16 protein-coding genes are annotated in these 20,018 nt (G+C 39.5%); 6 read left to right on the top strand and 10 right to left on the bottom strand.

Going from position 1 to position 20,018, the window contains the following annotated elements:
- Nucleotides 1–682, top strand: a 682-nt coding sequence (locus Q8907_02860; protein MDP4273200.1) for a nucleotidyltransferase family protein, incomplete at its 5' end; no start/stop codon positions are given.
- Here Q8907_02860 and Q8907_02855 read toward each other — a convergent pair.
- Nucleotides 666–1,280 (bottom strand): polysaccharide deacetylase family protein, encoded by a 615-nt coding sequence (locus tag Q8907_02855; protein MDP4273199.1) that lies wholly within the window; start codon nt 1,278–1,280, stop codon nt 666–668. The genes Q8907_02860 and Q8907_02855 overlap by 17 nt on opposite strands.
- 17 nt (nt 1,281–1,297) lie before the next feature.
- Nucleotides 1,298–4,456, bottom strand: coding sequence for a DUF2723 domain-containing protein (locus Q8907_02850; protein ID MDP4273198.1), 3,159 nt, complete (start codon nt 4,454–4,456; stop codon nt 1,298–1,300).
- 217 nt (nt 4,457–4,673) lie between these two features.
- Here Q8907_02850 and Q8907_02845 point away from each other — a divergent pair, with 217 nt between their 5' ends.
- Nucleotides 4,674–5,816 (top strand): hypothetical protein, encoded by a 1,143-nt coding sequence (locus Q8907_02845; GenBank protein MDP4273197.1) that lies wholly within the window; start codon nt 4,674–4,676, stop codon nt 5,814–5,816.
- Here Q8907_02845 and Q8907_02840 read toward each other — a convergent pair.
- The gene (locus Q8907_02840) at nt 5,813–6,793 is read right to left on the bottom strand and encodes a lipoate--protein ligase (GenBank protein ID MDP4273196.1); all 981 of its coding nucleotides are present in this window, start codon (nt 6,791–6,793) and stop codon (nt 5,813–5,815) included. The genes Q8907_02845 and Q8907_02840 overlap by 4 nt on opposite strands.
- A 12-nt stretch (nt 6,794–6,805) precedes the next feature.
- Nucleotides 6,806–7,393 carry a phosphatase PAP2 family protein gene (locus tag Q8907_02835; protein ID MDP4273195.1) on the bottom strand — a complete coding sequence of 196 codons (588 nt, stop codon included), beginning with the start codon at nt 7,391–7,393 and terminating at the stop codon, nt 6,806–6,808.
- A gap of 423 nt (nt 7,394–7,816) precedes the next feature.
- Between Q8907_02835 and Q8907_02830 the strand changes: the two genes are divergently transcribed.
- Entirely contained in the window at nt 7,817–8,788 is a 972-nt protein-coding gene (locus Q8907_02830) for a class II fructose-bisphosphate aldolase (protein ID MDP4273194.1), read from the top strand.
- Nucleotides 8,789–8,883: 95 nt separating this feature from the next.
- On the opposite strand, the gene Q8907_02825 is transcribed toward Q8907_02830, so the two are convergent.
- A complete protein-coding gene (locus Q8907_02825; GenBank protein ID MDP4273193.1) occupies nt 8,884–11,163 on the bottom strand; it encodes a BamA/TamA family outer membrane protein in 2,280 nt (759 codons plus the stop codon).
- 298 nt (nt 11,164–11,461) lie between these two features.
- Here Q8907_02825 and Q8907_02820 point away from each other — a divergent pair, with 298 nt between their 5' ends.
- Nucleotides 11,462–12,235 carry an RNA methyltransferase gene (locus Q8907_02820; GenBank protein MDP4273192.1) on the top strand — a complete coding sequence of 258 codons (774 nt, stop codon included), beginning with the start codon at nt 11,462–11,464 and terminating at the stop codon, nt 12,233–12,235.
- On the opposite strand, the gene Q8907_02815 is transcribed toward Q8907_02820, so the two are convergent.
- The 4 genes from Q8907_02815 to purL form a co-directional block, all read right to left on the bottom strand.
- Nucleotides 12,230–13,780 carry an NAD(P)/FAD-dependent oxidoreductase gene (locus Q8907_02815; GenBank protein ID MDP4273191.1) on the bottom strand — a complete coding sequence of 517 codons (1,551 nt, stop codon included), beginning with the start codon at nt 13,778–13,780 and terminating at the stop codon, nt 12,230–12,232. The genes Q8907_02820 and Q8907_02815 overlap by 6 nt on opposite strands.
- Nucleotides 13,781–13,812: 32 nt before the next feature.
- A complete protein-coding gene (locus Q8907_02810) occupies nt 13,813–14,526 on the bottom strand; it encodes a porin family protein (protein ID MDP4273190.1) in 714 nt (237 codons plus the stop codon).
- Between the two features lie 98 nt (nt 14,527–14,624).
- Entirely contained in the window at nt 14,625–15,350 is a 726-nt protein-coding gene (ubiE, locus tag Q8907_02805; protein MDP4273189.1) for a bifunctional demethylmenaquinone methyltransferase/2-methoxy-6-polyprenyl-1,4-benzoquinol methylase UbiE, read from the bottom strand.
- 21 nt (nt 15,351–15,371) lie between these two features.
- On the bottom strand, nt 15,372–17,612 hold the full coding sequence (purL, locus tag Q8907_02800; GenBank protein ID MDP4273188.1) for a phosphoribosylformylglycinamidine synthase subunit PurL: 2,241 nt from the start codon (nt 17,610–17,612) through the stop codon (nt 15,372–15,374).
- 181 nt (nt 17,613–17,793) lie between these two features.
- Here purL and Q8907_02795 point away from each other — a divergent pair, with 181 nt between their 5' ends.
- Both Q8907_02795 and Q8907_02790 read left to right on the top strand, forming a co-directional pair.
- The gene (locus Q8907_02795) at nt 17,794–18,555 is read left to right on the top strand and encodes an SDR family oxidoreductase (protein MDP4273187.1); all 762 of its coding nucleotides are present in this window, start codon (nt 17,794–17,796) and stop codon (nt 18,553–18,555) included.
- A gap of 84 nt (nt 18,556–18,639) precedes the next feature.
- The gene (locus tag Q8907_02790) at nt 18,640–19,368 is read left to right on the top strand and encodes a hypothetical protein (protein ID MDP4273186.1); all 729 of its coding nucleotides are present in this window, start codon (nt 18,640–18,642) and stop codon (nt 19,366–19,368) included.
- Nucleotides 19,369–19,370: 2 nt separating this feature from the next.
- Here Q8907_02790 and Q8907_02785 read toward each other — a convergent pair whose 3' ends face one another.
- Nucleotides 19,371–19,757, bottom strand: coding sequence for a DUF1987 domain-containing protein (locus Q8907_02785; protein MDP4273185.1), 387 nt, complete (start codon nt 19,755–19,757; stop codon nt 19,371–19,373).
- Between the last annotated feature and the right edge of the window lie 261 nt (nt 19,758–20,018).

Below are 20,018 nucleotides of genomic sequence, written 5' to 3'. Positions count from 1 at the left end.
GCACGAACAGGAATTCCAATACTGGAATGCTGAAAAAAAGATCTTACTGGAACTGCATTGGAAACTGTTTTATTTGAATCAAAAATTCATAGAGGAAGGCATCTGGGAAAATGCAACCAGCATAATACTTGGAAATGATGAAGTTACTGTATTGTCGAAAGAGACCAATATCTTATACCTGTGCCTGCACGGGGCATATCACCGGTGGTTCAGATTATTCTGGCTCAGGGACCTGGCAGAGATCGCCTTTCGCTGGACAGATACAGATTGGGACAAAATGCTGACTTTTACATTAAAGATAGGAGTTGAACGAAGCCTGGTACAGGGATTGGTTTTAGCCAATAAATATTTTCAAAGTCCTTTGCCTTCATCCATTCTAAATTATTACTCAAGTCATAAAAATATCGAAAGATTGGTAAAACAGGCGGACCTGGCCCTTAACAGCTCTGAGGAAAAATATGTTACCCGGAAACTTGCAGTAAGGATAAACAGGACTATTTATCTGACAAAATTACAGAAAAGCAGGAATTATAAAATCAGGGTATTTAACAAAGTCAGGACAACACCCGGAGACTGGGATGTTATTAAATTGCCTGAAAAATTGTTCTTTCTCTATTTTATCCTCAGGCCGTTCATTTATTTCTATGATGCTTATTTGAGAAAACCTAATCGAGGAGCATAAACTGATATCCCTTTTTCTTAAAATGATCAATGGCACGGGGAAGTGCATACATCATATTTTCTTTTGCCTTCAGGGAATCGTGAAAAACAATAATTGAACCGGATTTTGCATTTTTTATGACATTTTCCAGGCATTTTTCTCCGCTGATATTTTGGTCATAATCACAGCTCATCACATCCCAAATAATAATCTTGAACTTATTTTTAAGCAGCCTCATTTGCGAAGGCCTTATTTTGCCATAAGGAGGACGGAATAACTTGCTGTTAATCAAATAAGCGGCTTTCTCGACATCTTCCAGATATTCCAGTATGTTAGCTCGAAAACCTTTTAAATGACTATAGGAATGATTTCCGACCACATGTCCTTCTTTTAGGATTTGATAATATAAATCGGGATATTCTTCCACATTCATGCCCACACAAAAAAACGTTGCTTTTACATCGGCTTTGCGGAGGGTTTCCAGAATCCATGGAGTAACTTCCGGACAGGGCCCATCATCAAAGGTAAGATAGATAATATCATGCTCTTGTTTGGGATAATTCCAAACAAGAGCACGAAATAATTTTCTTAATATTTTAGGCGGTTTAACCTTAAACATTATTCTCAGTAGTTAACTTAATTAGGGCCATTATCCCCATTAGCAGGTGCTTGTTGCTGCTGCTGCTGCTGTTGTTGCTGTTGAGTTGGCCCCTGCTGCGGTGCAGTCCTTTCATATTGGTTCATATACTGCCCAAAACATGATGTAATCCTGGCCAACAAAGCCTTCTGATTATAAGCCTGAGCAAGTTGCCCCATTTCCTTCAGGACATAAAGATTAAGCCTCTTTTCCTCGTCAAGCTTGGTGGCTAATCTCTGTGGAACACTGAAATAATACCTGAGCTTGCTTTCAGTAATACTCAAGAGTTTTTCAACCAGTTTATTGGCATTGCCATTATCCTTCAACCGGTAATAACCTTCAGCAATCGGTAAAATAAAATAGTTGAAAGGCACTCTTTCATTAGGCATAATCTTCATACACCTGTTCAGAACTACTCTTGCCGAGTCCTTCTTTCCCTGGTCTATCAGGGCATTAGCCAGTCTGCCAAAATTACTTCTGAAATTCGACAACATTCTCAGATTATTTTCATCCAGGTAAACTTTGGGATTATCTACCCCACCCCACCTGAATTTATTGATCATATTGTTGTACATAATCTTAGTGTCAATGGTTCCCAACTCACCCTGACTGGAACTGGCTGCTTTAATAGGAACAATCCTGTAGGCCAAACCTTCAACCTGGAAATAAGGATCCAGATTCAGGTAATTGTCATTGGATACGGTGATGGCAAAGTAAATTGGACGTTTCCAATTATTGTGTGCCAGCATCTCCAGGATCATCATACCGCTCTTGGTAATGTATGGCTGCTGAATAGAGAAGTTAACAGCAGGAACAATCAGTTTTGCTTTGTCCTTACTGACAGTTCCATTTGCCAGCACAATATTGCGATCAACCTTGAGGGAAAGATTCTTGCCCGGTATATAATCCACGGAACCGCTGTAATTGGGTACCTGTTTGGTCTGTGGATCATCACTGGCAACAAATTGCATTGCTTCCTTCAAATCAATGGTATCCTTAATCCTATCCATCAGATAAACCACATCTCTTGTCCCCTGCAGGTATTTTTCAAAAGGCATTGAAATAGGCAAAGGATCAGATTGATTTGCTTTATACCCCATCTGCTTGATGTACCAGTCGGCACTGAGGTAACTCAAATTACAAACCCTGACATCCGTTCTGACTCCTTCAACTTCCTGAATATACCAAAGAGGGAAAGTATCATTATCACCATTGGTAAATAGAATAGCATTGGGTGCACAGGAATTCAGATAGTTATATGCAAAATCCCTGCAGGTATATCGTCCGGAACGGTTGTGATCATCCCAGTTTTGTTCTGCCATAATACAAGGAACAGCCAACAGGCAAACGCCTGTTGTAACAACAGCAATCGGTATTTCGGGAACCTTCACCTTCTTCTTGATGAAATCAGCAATGGCCAATACTCCAATACCAATCCATATAGCAAAAGCATAGAATGATCCCGCATAAGCATAATCCCGGTCACGCGGCTGATAAGGCGTCTGATTCAAATATATCACTATGGCCAAACCCGTCATAATGAAAAACATCATAACGACCCAGAAATCCCGTTGATATTTTCTCCAATGATAAAATGCACCAATCAATCCTAAGATTAAGGGCAAAAGATAATAGGTATTTCTGGCTTTATTATTTTTCAAATCGTCAGGTAAATTATCCTGAGGGCCTAAACGGGCTTCATCAATAAAGTTTATACCACAGATCCAGTTTCCATGAAGGATATCTCCCTTATCCGTTCCTTCCATATCATTTTGGCGTCCGGCAAAATTCCACATAAAATACCTTAAGTACATGTACCCAATCTGATAACGGAAGAAGAACTTCATATTTTCACCAAAAGTAGGTTTATAAACCACCTGAGCCTGAGGATTGTTCTGATTTCCTTCAACCTGAATTGGTGTACCCTTAACGTCTGCCCAATCCTGATAAGAAGCAACATGATTTTGTTCCCTGCTGTACATTCTCGGGAAAAGTGTATTAAACCTGTCGTCATAAACGTACTTCACTTCGCGGTTTGTCACAACATACTTCCCGTTTAACTGGGTATAGGTAGGTTTACCTTCCTTGGAATCAACGATTGGAGCGTTATAGGTCGGCCCATACAAAAGTGGACGGTCGCCATATTGTTCCCTGTTTAAATAAGAAAGCAGGGAGAAAACGTCATGCGGATCATCTTCATCCAGGGGAGGATCGGCAGCCGAACGAATAATTGTCATGGCAAATGAGGAATAACCTATAAGGATAACCGTAATAGCCAAGACCACTGTATTGGCTAGAACTTTCTTTTTCTTGTAGGTATAATAATTACCCCAAACCACCAGGCCAATCAATAAGATGGAATAAACAATTACGCCCGAATTATATCCAAAATGCAAGGTGTTGACAAAAAACAATTCAAACCACGATGCTACTACAAATACTCCCGGAATAATAACATACATCACTCCGCCCAGTAGCAATACGGCAATGAGCAACATTTTGAATATACCTGCTTTGGTAACGGGATATTTTTTAAAGTAATACACCATCACAAGGGCAGGAATGGTCAACAGGTTAAGCAAATGCACTCCAATGGAAAGCCCCATCATATAGGCTATAAAAATTATCCATCGATTGGCATGTTTCTGATCGGCCACATCTTCCCACTTCAAAATGGCCCAGAATACAATGGCCGTAAAGAAAGAGGAAGAAGCATAAACTTCACCTTCAACAGCTGAAAACCAGAAACTATCAGTAAATGTATAAGCCAGGGCACCAACGATACCACTGCCCATAATGGCTATTAACTGCCCGGTAGAAAGTGTATCCGATGATTTCGCTATTATTTTCTTGGCTAAATGCGTAATAGTCCAGAACAAGAACAAAATAGTAAATCCACTGGCCAAAGCTGATAAAATATTAACCATAACAGGTACTTTGGCAACATTGCCTCCGGCAAATAAGGAGAACAAACGTGCAAAAATCATAAAGAAAGGTGCTCCGGGTGGATGTCCTACTTCAAGTTTAAATGCTGTAGCGATAAATTCGCCACAGTCCCAAAAACTGGCTGTCGATTCGATAGTCGAAATATATACCACCGAAGCAATGATGAATACTACCCAGCCAACAATGTTGTTGATTAGTCTGTACTTCTTCATTAAATAATTGTTTTGTGTAGCGGTTATTTTTATTTCCGAATTAGTAATTTTATTTCAAATTAAAGACAAATAAACTGATTTTTTTCCAAAGTCAATGGAATACCAAACAATTAAATTGTGAAAGATTGTTAAATGATGCCGCTTAATCAATGATTTTTAGCCATATTTACATGCAAATAAAATCATTGACTTTTCTATCCAGGTAAAAAACATAATAATGTTAAACTTTTTAAAAAACGTATTAAGTTCTGTTTTGTTGTTTCAGAGTTGTTGCCTTTTTGGACAAATCGACAATTCCGTATTTTATTCCAATAATAAAGAAATAAACCCTGCTGATAGCGGGAAACTCCTGTTTCGTACTGAAAACACAAATTTTTTTAAAAACAATGAATATTTCAATAAAATAGTAGTAGGATATACGGAAATCGGATATTTGCTTAAACCAGAACTGGTTTATTCCCCAACCTCAAGAATCAGAATTTCAGGCGGGGTACAATTATTAAAATATTCAGGAATCAATAAGTTTAGTGATGTACTGCCTGTTTTTTCCTTTCAATACAAGTTATTGCCGCAGCTCGATGTAGTGATGGGAAGTATTTATGGCGGTTTAAACCATAAATTAATCGAACCTGTATATCAGTTCGAAAATTCGTACAACCACCCTGTTGAAAACGGAGTACAATTTTTGTACAAAACTTCCAGGATAGAATCTGATATCTGGCTGGAATGGGAAAGATTCATTTTCCAGGGATCTCCCTATCAAGAGCAGCTTTGTCAGGGAACCTCATCAAAGATATGGTTAAATGACAAAGACAAAAAACTGACTGTTTCAATCCCCATACAGACCATCATTACACATCATGGCGGGCAGATTAACGCCAATAAGGATCAACCTTTGCAGACTATTGCAAACCTGGGATCAGCTCTGAGCCTGGATTGGAACAGGCCAGAAAGTTTCATTAAAAAAATCAATTTTCAGGGATGGCTCATCGACTATCATGATTTGTCGCCCAACAAACAACAAAAATTCAATAGCGGCTTTGGCCTGTATCCCTGCCTGAACCTGGAATCTCAATGTTTTAAGATGATGTGCGCCTATTGGGCCGGTAACAAATTCTTTTCACTGAAAGGAGAGCCCATGTTCCGGTCAGTGTCAACAGTCGATTCCATGTATACTGAAAAAAACAGGCAATTGCTGAATTTTAAACTGGCTTATGAAAAGTATATTGCTAAAGGGATAGCTTTAAGCCTAAGATTCGAAAGTTACTACGGAATGAAAGACCATAATTTTGATTACAGCTACGGATTGCATCTCATCTTTAACCGCGACTTTTTTATTACGAGGTTAAAACAGGATTAAAACATCCCGGGAATAAGCTCATCAAGGGTGATACGATGAAAATACCGGTCAATGTCGAATGCCGACAACCGGGTTCGAATAACTGACTCACGGTGTGGGAGGTTGCAAAGGGCCTTTTCTATTTCAGCCACATCAGCACTACTGAAATAATCGCCCATAATTCTGGCTTCCAGAATCATACCTCTTTCCACATTCAGGTAAAATTCAACATGTCCCCCCTTAGTTTTAATGGTTTTCTGAAAATTATACCTGGGTGAAGAACCAAAATTCCATTCCCACGTCGAATATTTTTCTTTGACCAGTTGGTTAATTTTTTGCAGGTCGCTTTCAGAAAAACTATAAAGCTTACAATCAGTCCATGTTTGCTGAATATGACGAAGGATCATGTCTTTAAATTCATGAACGTCAATATTTTGTGAAAGATGTTCGCTGATGTTGGTCACCCTGCTTTGAACAGATTTTACAGCCTTATCTTCAAATTTCGAAGGACTGACCTTCAATGCACCGGATACATCGGCCATAACCGAGGAAAAAAGCAATGTTCCGTGGTGAAGCACCCTGTTTTTATATATTCCTTCGGCATTTCCGGAAAATTTTCTTCCGCCTATGGTCAGGTCATTGCGGCCTTCAAATTTTGCATTCACCGAAAGTTGGTGAAGAACCTCAAGTATAGGAAGAGTAAAACGTTCAAAATTGATCAAATTGCCTTCCTCACCATTCATGACAAAAGTATAATTCAGGTTGCCCAGATCATGAAAAACCGCTCCTCCACCCGACAAACGACGGACAACTTTTAGTCTCTTCGCTTTTACGTAATCCATATTGATTTCCGCAAGTGTATTTTGATGTTTACCCACAGAAATGGTCGGTTCCATAAACCATAACCTGAAAATATCATCACTGCATTCCTTGAGCAGGAATTCTTCAGCAGCCATATTAAAAAACGGATCGGTTGAATCATTCAGAATACACAACATAAGGGAACAGTTTTATTCAGGTTCGGATAATTTGAGTTTGAAATAATTTTTCCTGATGAGAAATTGCGAAAAGTGATACAATCCGAATCCCAAGCCCGCTCCGAGAATAGCACCGCAAAGAATATCACCGGGATAATGCACCCCAAGATAGATACGGCTATATGAAACAAGAGCGGCCCAAAAAAATATTGAGATGGAAAAATATTTGTTTTTGAACAGGAATGACATAAAAGTGGCCAGGGCAAATGTATTGGACGCATGGGAAGAGACGAAACCATAACTTCCCCCGGCATAATTATGTAAAGTATGCACCAAAGCCAGGATATCTGGGTTATGGCTTGGCCTGAGCCTTTGCACTGCATTTTTAATGATTCCTGAAGATATCTGGTCGCTCAGGACAATCAATAAAACCACTGCCAGCAGGATATATACTGCCTTGAACTTAAATTTCTTAATAATAAAATAAATTAACACCATGTAAAGTGGCATCCATTGTGGAATACCGCTTATAAAATACATAAACGGATCCCAAAATGATGAATGCAGTCCGTTAAGAAAAAGGAACAAGTTGATGTCCCATTGATTTAAGGTTTGGATCATAGAAATTAATATAAAACAGGATCAGATGAAAATCCGGTTTTTCCTTCAGCTTTTAGTATTTTGAATACAAAAACGATATCACTGCAAAATCCATGCACTGTATTTTTCATATTTGGAACACCAGAATTTCAGCAAATGAAATACAAAATTATTTTTTTTCAAAACTTTTAATAAATCCGGAAGATTAAATATACAAGTAATTGTAAGCCTGGTCTCAAATAACATAGCAATAATTTAACATTTTAATTTTTGCAAATCGATTTATATAATTAAATGCTTTTGAATCCATGAAATAAAAAAATGAATATTTTCCAGCAAAGGTAAGCGAAAACAAAGGGCCATAATTTGGAAAGTATCAAATCATTTGTAGATTAGTATAAAATGATATAACTTTCGCAAGTTTTTAAACAAATAAAAAAAGTTATGGTACATTATAAAGATTTAGGCCTGGTTAACACCAGAGAGATGTTTAAGAAGGCCATGGCAGGTAAATATGCCATACCAGCTTTCAACTTCAACAACATGGAACAGTTGCAAGCTATTATCACTGCTTGCGTTAATACAAAATCCCCTGTGATTTTGCAAGTTTCTAAAGGTGCCCGCCAATATGCAAACCAAACCATCCTCAGATATATGGCTCAGGGTGCTGTAGAATTTTCCAAAGAACTTGGTTGTGCTATTCCTATTTGTCTGCACCTGGATCATGGTGATTCATTCGAATTGGCAAAATCTTGTATAGAAACCGGTTTTTCTTCAGTAATGATCGACGGTTCCCACTATTCATTTGAAGATAATATTAAACTTACTAAGGAAGTCGTTGAATTTGCACATCAATATGATGTAACCGTTGAAGGCGAATTGGGCGTTTTGGCCGGTATAGAAGATGAAGTTTCTGCTGCACACAGCAACTACACCCAACCCGAAGAAGTTATTGAATTCACCAAAAAGACAGGTGTTGATTCATTAGCTATTTCAATCGGCACCTCACACGGCGCTTACAAATTCAAAGTGAAACCGGGTGAAGCTATTCCCCCGCTGAGATTTGATATCCTTGAAGAAGTTGAAAAACGCCTTCCCGGATTTCCTATCGTATTGCACGGTTCCTCTTCTGTTCCTCAGGACATCGTTGCACAGATCAACAAATACGGTGGCAAACTAGAAGATACAGCCGGTGTACCTGAAGATCAGTTAAGAAAAGCTGCAAAATCAGCTGTTTGCAAAATCAATATCGATTCTGATGGCCGTTTAGCTATGACTGCTGCTATCCGTAAGGTATTTGTTGAAAAACCTTCAGAATTTGATCCCCGTAAATACTTAGGCCCTGCCCGTGACTCTCTTATTGAATTATACAGTCACAAAGTGCTTAACGTATTGGGTAGCGACAACAAAGCATAATTATAGAATTCTCTAAAAATTTATAATTATATTAACCTGAAAAAGCTTCGTAACTAATACTTACGAAGCTTTTTTTATACTTAATTTTATATTTTTTAGAAAGGATAACCGATGGCAATATTATATCCCAAATCATTGTGATTAAAACCGCGGTTTCCCATAATCCATTTATCCGGATAAGTGGCCAGCGGGTCGCGCAATTTCAGTCCCGTATCGAAACGGAAAATAAAATAGGAAAAATTCAACCTCATCCCCAGGCCGCTGCCAATAGCGATTTCACGGCCGAAACGGCTCCATTCAAAATTTGCGCCAGGCCTGTCGGCCTGTTTTTTTATATCCCATACATTACCGGCATCAAGGAAAAAGGCACCTTCAAGAATCCAAAACATCTTGAAACGATACTCAAGGTTGGCTTCCAATTTCATATCTCCTGTACTGTTTGGAAATGAAAATATTTCTGTTTCCTTATAGGATCCGGGACCCAGTGAACGTACATGCCATGCCCGTATGCTGTTTGCCCCTCCCGAAAAATATTTCTTCTCAAATGGCAGGGCTGTGGAATTTCCATAAGGGATGCCAATTCCGATAAAGCCCCTGTAAACCACAGAATTGTTGTCGTCTATTATCTGATTGTACCTGAAATCCAAATCACCTCTGACATATTGGGCATACCGCGTATTGAAGATCTTATAATTCCCTTCCACTTTAGGATTATTGGCAATACGGTTAACAGTTGAAAGTAAATTTCCTGCAGATTCCAGATTCAGCTTTGCAAAAATGAAATTATTGTTTTTTTTCAGGTTTTGGTTATTGAAAGTACCTGAATAACTGGTGGTCACGATCATCTGGTTTTTATAACTATATTCCAGATAGGTTCCTTTGATGCTTTTGGCAAAAGAGCTGTCAATCACGGGAAGGTTTACAAAATTCACATCAATGGGATCGACAACATGGGTAACATATTTATACCCCCGCCAATTATACCCAAAGGAAAGTGTAACCAGCGTCCTTGTATAATCGGGACGGCGCTGATAATTGTAGGCAGTGGAAATATCCGTTTTAGGATCGTACTTTTTCACAAATTTCTCACCTTTGAATGGTAGAAGAAACTTTGGCACCCGGATAGTGGCCTCGGTACCCAATTCAGTTGCATGCTTCAACTGGGACAGGCCATTCTGCTTAACAGCCTCAACAGCCCCTCTTAATTTCAGGTCTAACGTTTCAGCCCCCCTGAATAAATTTTTATGCTGGTAATTCAAATTTGCTGCCCCCCCAAGGTAACCCGATGAAATTGTAAGTTCTGCCTCAGTAGAATAAGATTGTGGCAAAAACGGGGAAAGCTGAATGGCACAATTTAAGGGTTTTAACTTTCCTGTATTTGAAGTATCCCTCGCCAGGTCATTATATTGAATATTAACAAACTTAAATACCCTTAGCGAGGACAGATGTTTGTATGTTTCATCTGAATTCCGCTGATCAAATAAATGCCCGGGACTTAAAAATATTGCCTGGGAAATGACCTGAGGCTTAATCCATAGCGGGGAATTATAAATGAACTTAAAATTTTCATAAATTAAGGTGTCCTTAAAAAGCATTTCACCCTTTGCACCTATATTCCCCTTGGGATCAAAATCAGGATAAACCGATATATTTTGAATCTGATATTTGGGATGAAAAGCACTGCCAACCGTATCGGTAGCATGAGCCAGAAATTTTTTAATCCCTACCACCAGGTCAATTTTACGTTTTGATCTGGAACTGTCGGCTTCATAATAAACATATTCTTTCGAGAAACGGTAATACCCGTTATTCTTTAAGAGACTTTCAAGCCTTTCACGTTCTTTCTGCAAAACATCAACATTAAAATAGCTGTTTCTCCTGAATAGCCTGTTCAGGGTATCGGCCAACACCAACTGACGAAGGGAGGTATCCTCAAAATAATAGGAAATATTGCCGATTTTATAAGGTTGACCGGGTTTTATATAATAGTCAACATAAGCTCTCTTCCTGTTAAAATAAACGGTATCCCTGACTTTCGCATCATAATACCCTTTATTCATCAGATAAAGAGATATCTGGTTGTTGCTTTTTTCAGTAAGGTCTTTATCCCAGATTACAGGTTCTTCTCCTATCTGTCTGAGAGTGCGATTCAGCCAGTTCTCTTTTTTTAAATTCGACCTGTTATATAACCAGAGATGGAATTTAAATCCTAAAATGGTTTTATTGGATTTCTGCTTTATATATGAATTTATGTTTTTTTTATTCAACTCACTGTGCGCTAAATGTTCCGGCTCCAGATTGACCACTTTCCATTGTTCCAGTAAATATTTTCCATCCGGTACATATTTTGTTGAACGGCAAGAAAAAAGCATCATAACAAAAATCAGCCCGATAAAACAATTCTTAACCTTTATTATTTTATTTTTTCTGCTCTGAACCATTCTTCTTAAAGCCTGTTATAATTTAAATTTATAGGACTAACGGTTAAATGTTATTACGAATTACTTTAAAACTGTTAAAATTCATTATTTGTCCCCGGAATATTTCCCCACAACGGAATTCCAGACTAATCTGTTTTTATCCTTGTTGAAGCCGGTGAAATATAAGTTCTCCCGGACAAGAATGAAATAATAATTTTTGTTTGCTATTTTTACATTTTTAAACTCAAACTCTGTGCTTGACAAAAATAAGATTAAATTTATCAACTCTCTAAAAAAAAAGAAGTTTAGAGAAGAATCAGGGTACTTTATTGTCGAAGGCGATAAGCTGGTCAACGAATTGCTTTCATCTTCCCTTGAAATAGAATCTGTTTTAGGCTTATCACCCTGGCTAAACCGGGTTATGCCCGCTTCTGCAAATGTGAAAGAAATAATTGCCATCAGCGAAGCGGAATTAAACCGCATCAGCTCACTCACCACCCCCAATCAGGTTTTGGCTGTGGCGAAAATACCGCAATATTCATACCAAATGGAGGAGATCAGCAGCAGACTTTCACTTGTTCTGGATAATCTGCAGGATCCCGGCAATCTGGGAACAATCATGCGTCTTGCCGACTGGTTTGGAATTGAACATATTTTTTGTTCGCCCAATAGTGTTGATGTTTATAATCCCAAGGTTGTACAAGCGACAATGGGTGCGATATTCCGCATTCAGGTGCATTACACCCCCCTGATTGAACTGATGAATTATTTTACCCGCATTCCCGGTTTTAAGATTTACGGCACCTTCCTTGAAGGGAATAATATTTATGAAAAAGACTTGGAACAAAAAGGATTGATCGTAATGGGAAACGAATCCCAGGGCATATCGGCCGAAATAGGAACCTTCATCAATGAAAAACTTTTCATTCCTTCGTTTACCGGGGGGAGGAAGACTTCGGAATCGCTTAATGTTTCAGTTGCTACGGCAATTGTATGTTCAGAATTCAGGAGAAGGTCATTATTATAGAAGTTCGGCAATCCTTGTGGCACACAAATCCCCGTCAACGGCCGAAGAGACTATACCTCCCGAATATCCGGCCCCTTCACCACAGGGGAATAAACCTTTTACCTGTACATGCTCAAAAGTATCCTTATTCCTGGGAATCCTGACGGGAGAAGAGGTGCGCGACTCTACCCCGACAATCACCGCCTCATTGGTCAGAAAGCCTTTCATCATCTGGTCAAAGCGGATAAAACCCTTCCTGAGCCGGTTTGAAATGGAGGCAGGGATCCAATTATGCATCGAAGAAGATGCAACGCCAGGGAAATAAGAAGTTTTGGGAAGCATGGAAGAAGGCCTCTGCCTTACAAAATCCAAAAGCCGCTGGGCAGGGGCAATTTGTCCCTTACCCCCGTTATTAAAGGCCAACTGCTCGAATTGTTGCTGAAATTTCAACCCGGCAAGTGTTCCGTATTGCTGAAAATCCGTTAAATCCTCCAGCCGTATTTCAACCACAATGCCTGAATTCGCATAGGGCGAATTTCTTTGGGAAGGCGACATCCCGTTCACCACGGTTTCATCAGGCGAAGTAGCCGAGGGGACAATAAACCCACCGGGGCACATACAAAAAGAATACACCCCCCGGTCATTAACCTGGGTTACCAGGTTATACGAAGCAGCCTGCAAATATTGGTTGCGCTGGCCATGGTACTGAATATTGTCAATGAGGGGTTGCGGATGTTCCACCCTCACCCCCATGGCAAAAGGCTTAGCTTCCAATAAAACATTCCTGCGGTCGAGCAATTCATAGATGTCGCGAGCCGAATGGCCGGTAGCCAAAATAACCGCCCTGGCATTCCGGCGGACATCTCCGGCTACTATGCCTTTTACCTGATCCGAATCAACAATCAAATCCGTTACCCGGGTATTAAAATGTATCTCCCCTCCGGCCCGCAAAATTGTTTCCCTGATATTGACAATTATTTTCGGAAGCTTGTCGGTACCAATATGTGGATGTGCCTCATATAGAATATTTTCCCCGGCTCCCATCAGATGAAAAATCTGAAGAACTTTTTTATTATCTCCTCTTTTCTTCGAGCGGGTATAAAGTTTTCCGTCAGAAAAGGTACCTGCACCACCTTCTCCAAAACAATAGTTTGAATCAGGATTTAAGGAATTATTTCTGTTAAGTTGGGCAATGTCCCGTTTGCGGTCGCTCACTTCGCGCCCCCTTTCATAAATCACGGGCTTAAAACCCAGTTCTATAAGCCTGAGGGCCGCAAACAAACCTGCTGGGCCTGCCCCTACAATAATGATTTCTTCTTTATTTGAAACATCAGGATAATCGAAATGATAGGACTCTGCCTCATCAACCGGCATTTCATCAACAAAGACCAACAGGCCCAGGTTGACTTTTACTTTACCGGAGCGCGCATCTACCGAACGCCTTAAAATCCGTATGTGATTTATTTGATTGACCTGTACCGACAACTTCCTTGCAACCTGGGCAATATATAAATCCCTGGAAGAAGCCTCATAAGGCGAAAGTATTATTGTAATCTCTTTTTGCACAATCGTTTATTTAGAAAATCTGTCTGACAAAATTATTCAAAATGAAAAGAAAGAATGATCATGGACGAATTCAGCCTGTCTATTGCTTCCACATAATGGGGATTTCCCTGGGCAGGATCATGAACCAGGACATCACGCAGTCCATAAGCAACTTTTAATTCTGTCGAAAATTTAAAATATTTGAGGTAATAATCTATGCCAAAACCTGTTTCACCATATAAATCCCATCGTTTCAATCTCATGTAAATATGTTTTTCATCATCATATCCCCTGCGCGAGGACATATCGATGCGGCAATCAGGCCCTGCAATCAGGTAAGGCCTGTAATTGTTCAGGCGCTTAGCCTTGTATTTGACCAGCAATGGCAGTTCTATATATGATGATTCAACAACCTGTGGCGTCGAAGGTTCATATTCTGTCTTTGTATTTTGGGCATTGCTGTCGTAATAATAAAACTTGAAATTCCTTTGCCCAAAGGAAATACCTGGCAAAAACCGCAAATTAAAATACTCGCCCAATCTCAGATCCGAAACAATACCCACCTGAAATCCGGGTTGAAGATCACTGACATCGGCATATAATATTTTACCGGAGGCATCAACAGGTTGACCGGAATTTTTAACAATAAAATCCATTGTATTAATGCCAATTGTAAAACCAAAATGCAAGGGCTTAAAGTCATAGCCGGGATCGTTCTGTGGCCTTGTCTTTTGGGCAAAACCGCCAGGAGTTATAAATATAACCATCCCCCATAACAGAAAACAAAGTCGAATAGATTTTTTCAATTGCTTTAGCTATAAATTGGCATTTAAAAAAACGTTCAAAATTTGCTATTGTTGTGATGTTATTTCTCCGCGAAATAAATTGTAGCAATTCCCATCGTCAGCTCCTTAAAATTCTCATTTTTAAACCCCACTGATGCCATGATACCGGTAAACCGGGTTCCTGAAGGGAAAGCCTTGACCGACTCAGGCAAGTACTGATAGGCAGATGAATCGGAAGAAACAAGCTTTCCCAAAAAAGGCAGAACCGTAAAAGAGTATAAATGGTACAAACGATTAAACCATTTATTGGAAGGAGTTGAAAACTCAAGAATAACGGCCTTACCTCCTGGTTTTATCACCCTTCTCATTTCACTCAGGCCCTGTTTGAGGTTTTCAAAATTTCTCACGCCAAAGGCTACCATTACAGCATCAAAGCTATTATCAGCAAAGGGAAGCTTTTCAACATCGGCCTTGATCAGTTCTATCTCGTTTTCCAATCCCAGACGCCTTAATTTTACTCTTCCTGATTCAAGCATCTGCTCGGAAATATCTATTCCTACAATTTTTCCCGGTTTCAACCTCCTAAAAGCCTCAAGGGCCAAATCACCGGTTCCTGAAGCCACATCAAGGACAGTACCGGGATGGAAGGATTTTAACTTTCCTATGGCTTTCCGGCGCCAACAACGGTCAATCCCAAAGGAAAGAAAGTGGTTTAAAAAATCATAATGAGGAGCAATATGATCAAACATCTGCTCTATCTGAACTTTTTTTGCAGAATCAGCTGTCTTGTATGGTTTTATATTCAATCTGAAAAATTTTAAATTAAACTAAATTATTGTCGGTTCGTTCAAAGAAACTTCCAGGGCATTTTCATATTCCTTCTTAATGTCACTGATAAAGCCAAAGGAAACATCATCTATTCTTAATTCTTCCTTAGTAACATGCCCTAGGGCCGAATAAGGCACATCCCTTGACATCATAAAATCCAGAAATTCGGTTTCGCGTGAGGAGGCCACAGAAACCACTATACGGCTTTGCGATTCGCCAAATAAAAAAGCATCGGTCCTGATTTCTGCGTCGGTGGTGATATCAAAACCCAAATTCCTTGCTACTGCAGATTCCACGAGGGTCATTATCAGCCCGCCATTAGAAACATCATGACAGGAACGGATCAAATGATGTTGGATAAGCGATTTTACAACCTGTTGCACTTTTAACTCTTCCTCAAGATTAAAACAGGGTGCAGGGGATTGTTCAATATGATGATAACTATGCAAATATTCAGAAGAGGAAATATCATTTTTGGATTTCCCGACCAGGTAAATCATATCCCCTTTGCTCTTGAAAGCAAGGGTCATGTGGTTGTTTTTATCCTTCAATAATCCCACCATTCCGATTACCGGGGTAGGCATCACCGGTACCGTTTCGCCCTTAAATTGATATTGATTGTAAAAACTTACATTTCCTCCGGTCACAGGCAAATTAAAGTGGGAACAGGCTTTTGCCATTCCCTTAATTGCCGAAACAAACTGCCAGTAGACTTCTGGATTTTCAGGATTCCCGAAATTCATACAGTTAGTCACGGCCAAAGGTTCGCCTCCGGTACAAACGATGTTACGTGCAGCTTCGGCAACTGCAATCTGAGTACCCCTGCCGGGGTTGGCCTTCACATAACGGCCATTGCAATCGACAGTCATCAATAATGCACTGTCAGTGCCTTTAACATTAACCACACCTGCATCAGAAGGAAAGTTGGCGGCCATATTGCCTACTCCGGCCATGGTATCAAATTGTTCATAAATCCAGCGTTTAGATGCCAAATTGGGATTTTTCAACAAAGAGAAGAAAACTTCCTTCAAATTTTTGGGCTCAGGAACAGATTGAATGGAAAAGCTTTTCAGCTCCTGATAAAATTCAGGCTCTTTGTCTTCTCTTTCATCAACAGTTGCGACATCGCCGGAATTAACGGCCATTACAGGAAGCTCTGCAACTTTCCGGCTCCCGTTATAAAAAAGAAGATTGGTTTCCTTAATCACCTCCCCTATTTGCGTACAAATCAAATTCCATTTGGCAGCAACAGCTTCTATTTTTTTCTCCTGCCCCTTTTTAACAACTAAAATCATTCGTTCCTGTGTTTCAGAAAGAACAATCTCCCAGGGATCCATATCTATACTTCGTAAAGGTATTTTATCCAGATCAATCTTCATCCCGAGATGGCCTTTCGCAGACATTTCAGCAACGGCACAGGCTATGCCTGAAGCACCCAAATCCTGCATGCCGGCAATGGCTCCGGTTTCGTTCATCTCCAGAATTGCCTCTAGCAGAAGCCGCTCTATAAAAGGATCGCCCACCTGGACCGAAGCCAACTCCTGCACTGAATCCCCGGTTATTTCCTTTGAAGCAAATAAGGCTCCCCTGATTCCATCCTCGCCGGTGGGTGCTCCAAGCAGGTATACCAAATTGCCTGCCCCTTTGGAAACAGCCCTGATATATGAATCCTCTTTAACAATGCCAACCGACATGGTATTGACCAGGGGATTATGAGTAAAAGAACCATCAAAAAATATCTCCCCGGCTATCATGGGGGTTCCAAAGGCATTATTGTAATACCCAATACCTTGTATAACCTTCTTCATGTACTGGCGGGCAAGTTTTGAATTCAGATTTCCAAACCTTAACGAATTTAACTGAGCGATGGGCTTTGCCCCCATGGTGAAAATATCGCGGTTGATTCCCCCAACCCCTGTAGAAGCGCCATGGAAAGGTTCGACTGCACAGGGATGATTGTGCGATTCTATCTTAAAAGCACAGGCCAACCCGTTACCAATACTGATCAACCCTGCATTTTCGGTTCCCGCTTCAACCAATACACAATCGCCTTTTCTGGGCAATTTTTTTATCCATTTCAGGGAATGCCGGTAAGAGGTATGCTCCGACCACATTGCAGCAAAAATGTATAGCTCCGTCTGATTGGGGGTTCTCCCCAATATCCCTTTTATCCGGTCAAACTCCTCAGGAGAAACTCCTGATTTTTGAGTCATTTCGTCTGTTTTTTCTTTCGGCAACATACTTTATGTGTTTTGTGGACAAAGATAAATTAACAAAAATTTATGCCTGTCATTTTTCCCGATTTTATATCATTAAAAATCAGGATACTTTCCTTCAATGACCCGATTTATATTTTTATCGAAGAGAAAATGCCTTTTTTACAAAATTATATTTTATTTTGCAGGAATAAAGCATAAAAAAATGAATAAAACAGCCTTAATCACAGGAGCCACTTCAGGAATTGGCAGAGCCGTTGCAAAAAAACTGGCACAAAACGGATACAATATAATTATCACAGGAAGAAGAAGCAATTTGCTCGAAGCACTTAAAAATGAAATAAGCAAAGAGATTCCGGGCATTGAAGTGCTGACCCTTAATTTTGATGTCAGGAAACAAAAAGAAGTTTCTGAAGCAATTAACGGACTTCCCGAAAAATGGAGCAAGATTGATGTCCTGGTCAATAATGCCGGCCTGGCTGCTGGTCTTGATCCCATTCAGGAAGGGAGCATTGACGATTGGGAACAGATGATCGACACCAATGTCAAAGGATTACTATATATTACCCGCTGTGTAACTCCTTCAATGGTCAAAAATAAAAGCGGACATATCATCAATCTTGGATCCATTGCAGGTAAAGAAGTTTATGAAAACGGGAATGTCTATTGTGCCACCAAACATGCAGTTGATGCACTCACTAAGGGTATGCGCATCGATCTGCTGCCCTACAACATAAAAGTTACTTCAATCGATCCCGGCATGGTTGAAACCGAATTCTCCATGGTCAGGTTTAAAGGGGACAAAAAACGCTCCGACAAGGTTTATGAAGGGCTTACCCCTCTTGGTGCAGATGATATTGCCGATGCTATTCTTTTTGTAGTTACCCGTCCACCGCATGTAAACATCAATGATATGATTATCATGCCAACGGCACAGGCAAACTCAGTAAAAACTTTCAGGAAATAAATTTAAACCTCTTCCTAAGGTCCTGTATAATTCTGATTTATTTCAAATTATACAGGGCATTGCTGTAAAAAGGAGACCAAAACCATGAAAAAAACTTTCTTCTTCAGTTTCCTGCTGACAATTGCTCTTATAGCCAGTGCCCAACAAAACGGGAATACTGTTTTTATCAGTGCCGATCAACTGTCGTCGCCAGCTTACAGCAACATGCTTCACCCCTACTATGACAATTATGAGGGGATAAAAGGTTCGCCTTACCTATACCCGGACTGGCAAAAGGGCGATTTATACCTCTATCCCGGTAAAATCATCAAAAATGTACGTTTAAAATATAATTGCTACAAAGATGAACTTCATTATTTGGACACGGTTTCCAGAGATTCTTTTAGGATAGAGAAAAAAATCATTGACCATTTCGTTTTAGAAAACCCGGATTCAAAGCAACAGAATGAATTTAAAAAAGTAGTCATCAGTTTGAAAGAGGACAAAAGTCGTCAGGAAAAATTTGTAGAAGATATTTATCATGGGAAAAATCTGCTTTTTAAAGTCAGGCTCAAGGAATATATTAAAGCAGGTGAGAAATCTGCCAGCCGGGTTAAAGTAAAAGATGACGAATTTATAAATAACGATTTGCTTTTTCTGAAAAAAAAGAATGGGAATATTTATAAGTTGAAATCAGGCCAAAAAGATATTCTTAATCTGCTCAATGATCAAGCACCCATGCTGAAGAAGTTCATAAAAGGACATAGGCTGAATCTGAAAGAAAACGACAGCCTGGTCAAAGTTCTTAGCTATTATGAAAGTTTAGAGGATTAAACTTAAGCCTGCTTAACTTCAATAAAATTAAATTTCGCATTTACAAGACTGGCATAATATTCGCCTCTTTCGAGTATGTCGTCATCGCCTTCTTCATAATACCAGTTGATAACCAGTTTATGGCCGTTGTTGCAGACCTCTGACAAATCGCGGAAAATCAATAAAAGGGATTTGGATGACCCGCTGTTAAAATATTCCAATTCAATATCTATAGTAGTCAGCGCTTGCGGGTTTAACGCATAATCTTTTACCCAGCCTTCTATAACCACATAAAATTTTGCCGGATCTTCAGGAATTGAACGACCTTTTATTAACATATTCCCATTGCAACGGAACTGGATTTCCGGGGTATTTTTGGTTCCTTCCAAATAAAAATCTTTTATATCCATTTAATCAGGTTTGTTCGTAAAGTTATAAAAAATCTAATTTGTGTTATTTAAAAATATGGAAATATTAATTTTCAAGGAATGATTTTATTTATTTTTTTGATGAAACCATTAAATTTCAATATGAATTAAATGCCCAATTTGTTTAATCTGCAATATATACAGGCTAAAGGGATTAACAGAACTTACGTTCTGCGGCAAATTCAAGGGTAAAACATTCGTTGACCGATTTTAATGACTATTATTAATGGATTCCAGGAGGGG

The sequence above is a fragment of the Bacteroidota bacterium genome (genome assembly GCA_030706565.1).
GTDB lineage: Bacteria > Bacteroidota > Bacteroidia > Bacteroidales > JAUZOH01 > JAUZOH01.
This window is presented reverse-complemented; position numbering and strand designations above follow the sequence as displayed.

What these genes read in the sequence shown, in the direction of transcription:
- Q8907_02855 (MDP4273199.1), bottom strand. Translation starts at nt 1,280, where the DNA reads ATGTTTAAGGTTAAACCGCCTAAAATATTAAGAAAATTATTTCGTGCT.
- Q8907_02850 (MDP4273198.1), bottom strand. Translation starts at nt 4,456, where the DNA reads ATGAAGAAGTACAGACTAATCAACAACATTGTTGGCTGGGTAGTATTC.
- Q8907_02845 (MDP4273197.1), top strand. Translation starts at nt 4,674, where the DNA reads ATGTTAAACTTTTTAAAAAACGTATTAAGTTCTGTTTTGTTGTTTCAG.
- Q8907_02840 (MDP4273196.1), bottom strand. Translation starts at nt 6,793, where the DNA reads ATGTTGTGTATTCTGAATGATTCAACCGATCCGTTTTTTAATATGGCT.
- Q8907_02835 (MDP4273195.1), bottom strand. Translation starts at nt 7,393, where the DNA reads ATGATCCAAACCTTAAATCAATGGGACATCAACTTGTTCCTTTTTCTT.
- Q8907_02830 (MDP4273194.1), top strand. Translation starts at nt 7,817, where the DNA reads ATGGTACATTATAAAGATTTAGGCCTGGTTAACACCAGAGAGATGTTT.
- Q8907_02825 (MDP4273193.1), bottom strand. Translation starts at nt 11,163, where the DNA reads ATGATGCTTTTTTCTTGCCGTTCAACAAAATATGTACCGGATGGAAAA.
- Q8907_02810 (MDP4273190.1), bottom strand. Translation starts at nt 14,526, where the DNA reads ATGGTTATATTTATAACTCCTGGCGGTTTTGCCCAAAAGACAAGGCCA.
- purL (MDP4273188.1), bottom strand. Translation starts at nt 17,612, where the DNA reads ATGTTGCCGAAAGAAAAAACAGACGAAATGACTCAAAAATCAGGAGTT.
- Q8907_02795 (MDP4273187.1), top strand. Translation starts at nt 17,794, where the DNA reads ATGAATAAAACAGCCTTAATCACAGGAGCCACTTCAGGAATTGGCAGA.
- Q8907_02790 (MDP4273186.1), top strand. Translation starts at nt 18,640, where the DNA reads ATGAAAAAAACTTTCTTCTTCAGTTTCCTGCTGACAATTGCTCTTATA.
- Q8907_02785 (MDP4273185.1), bottom strand. Translation starts at nt 19,757, where the DNA reads ATGGATATAAAAGATTTTTATTTGGAAGGAACCAAAAATACCCCGGAA.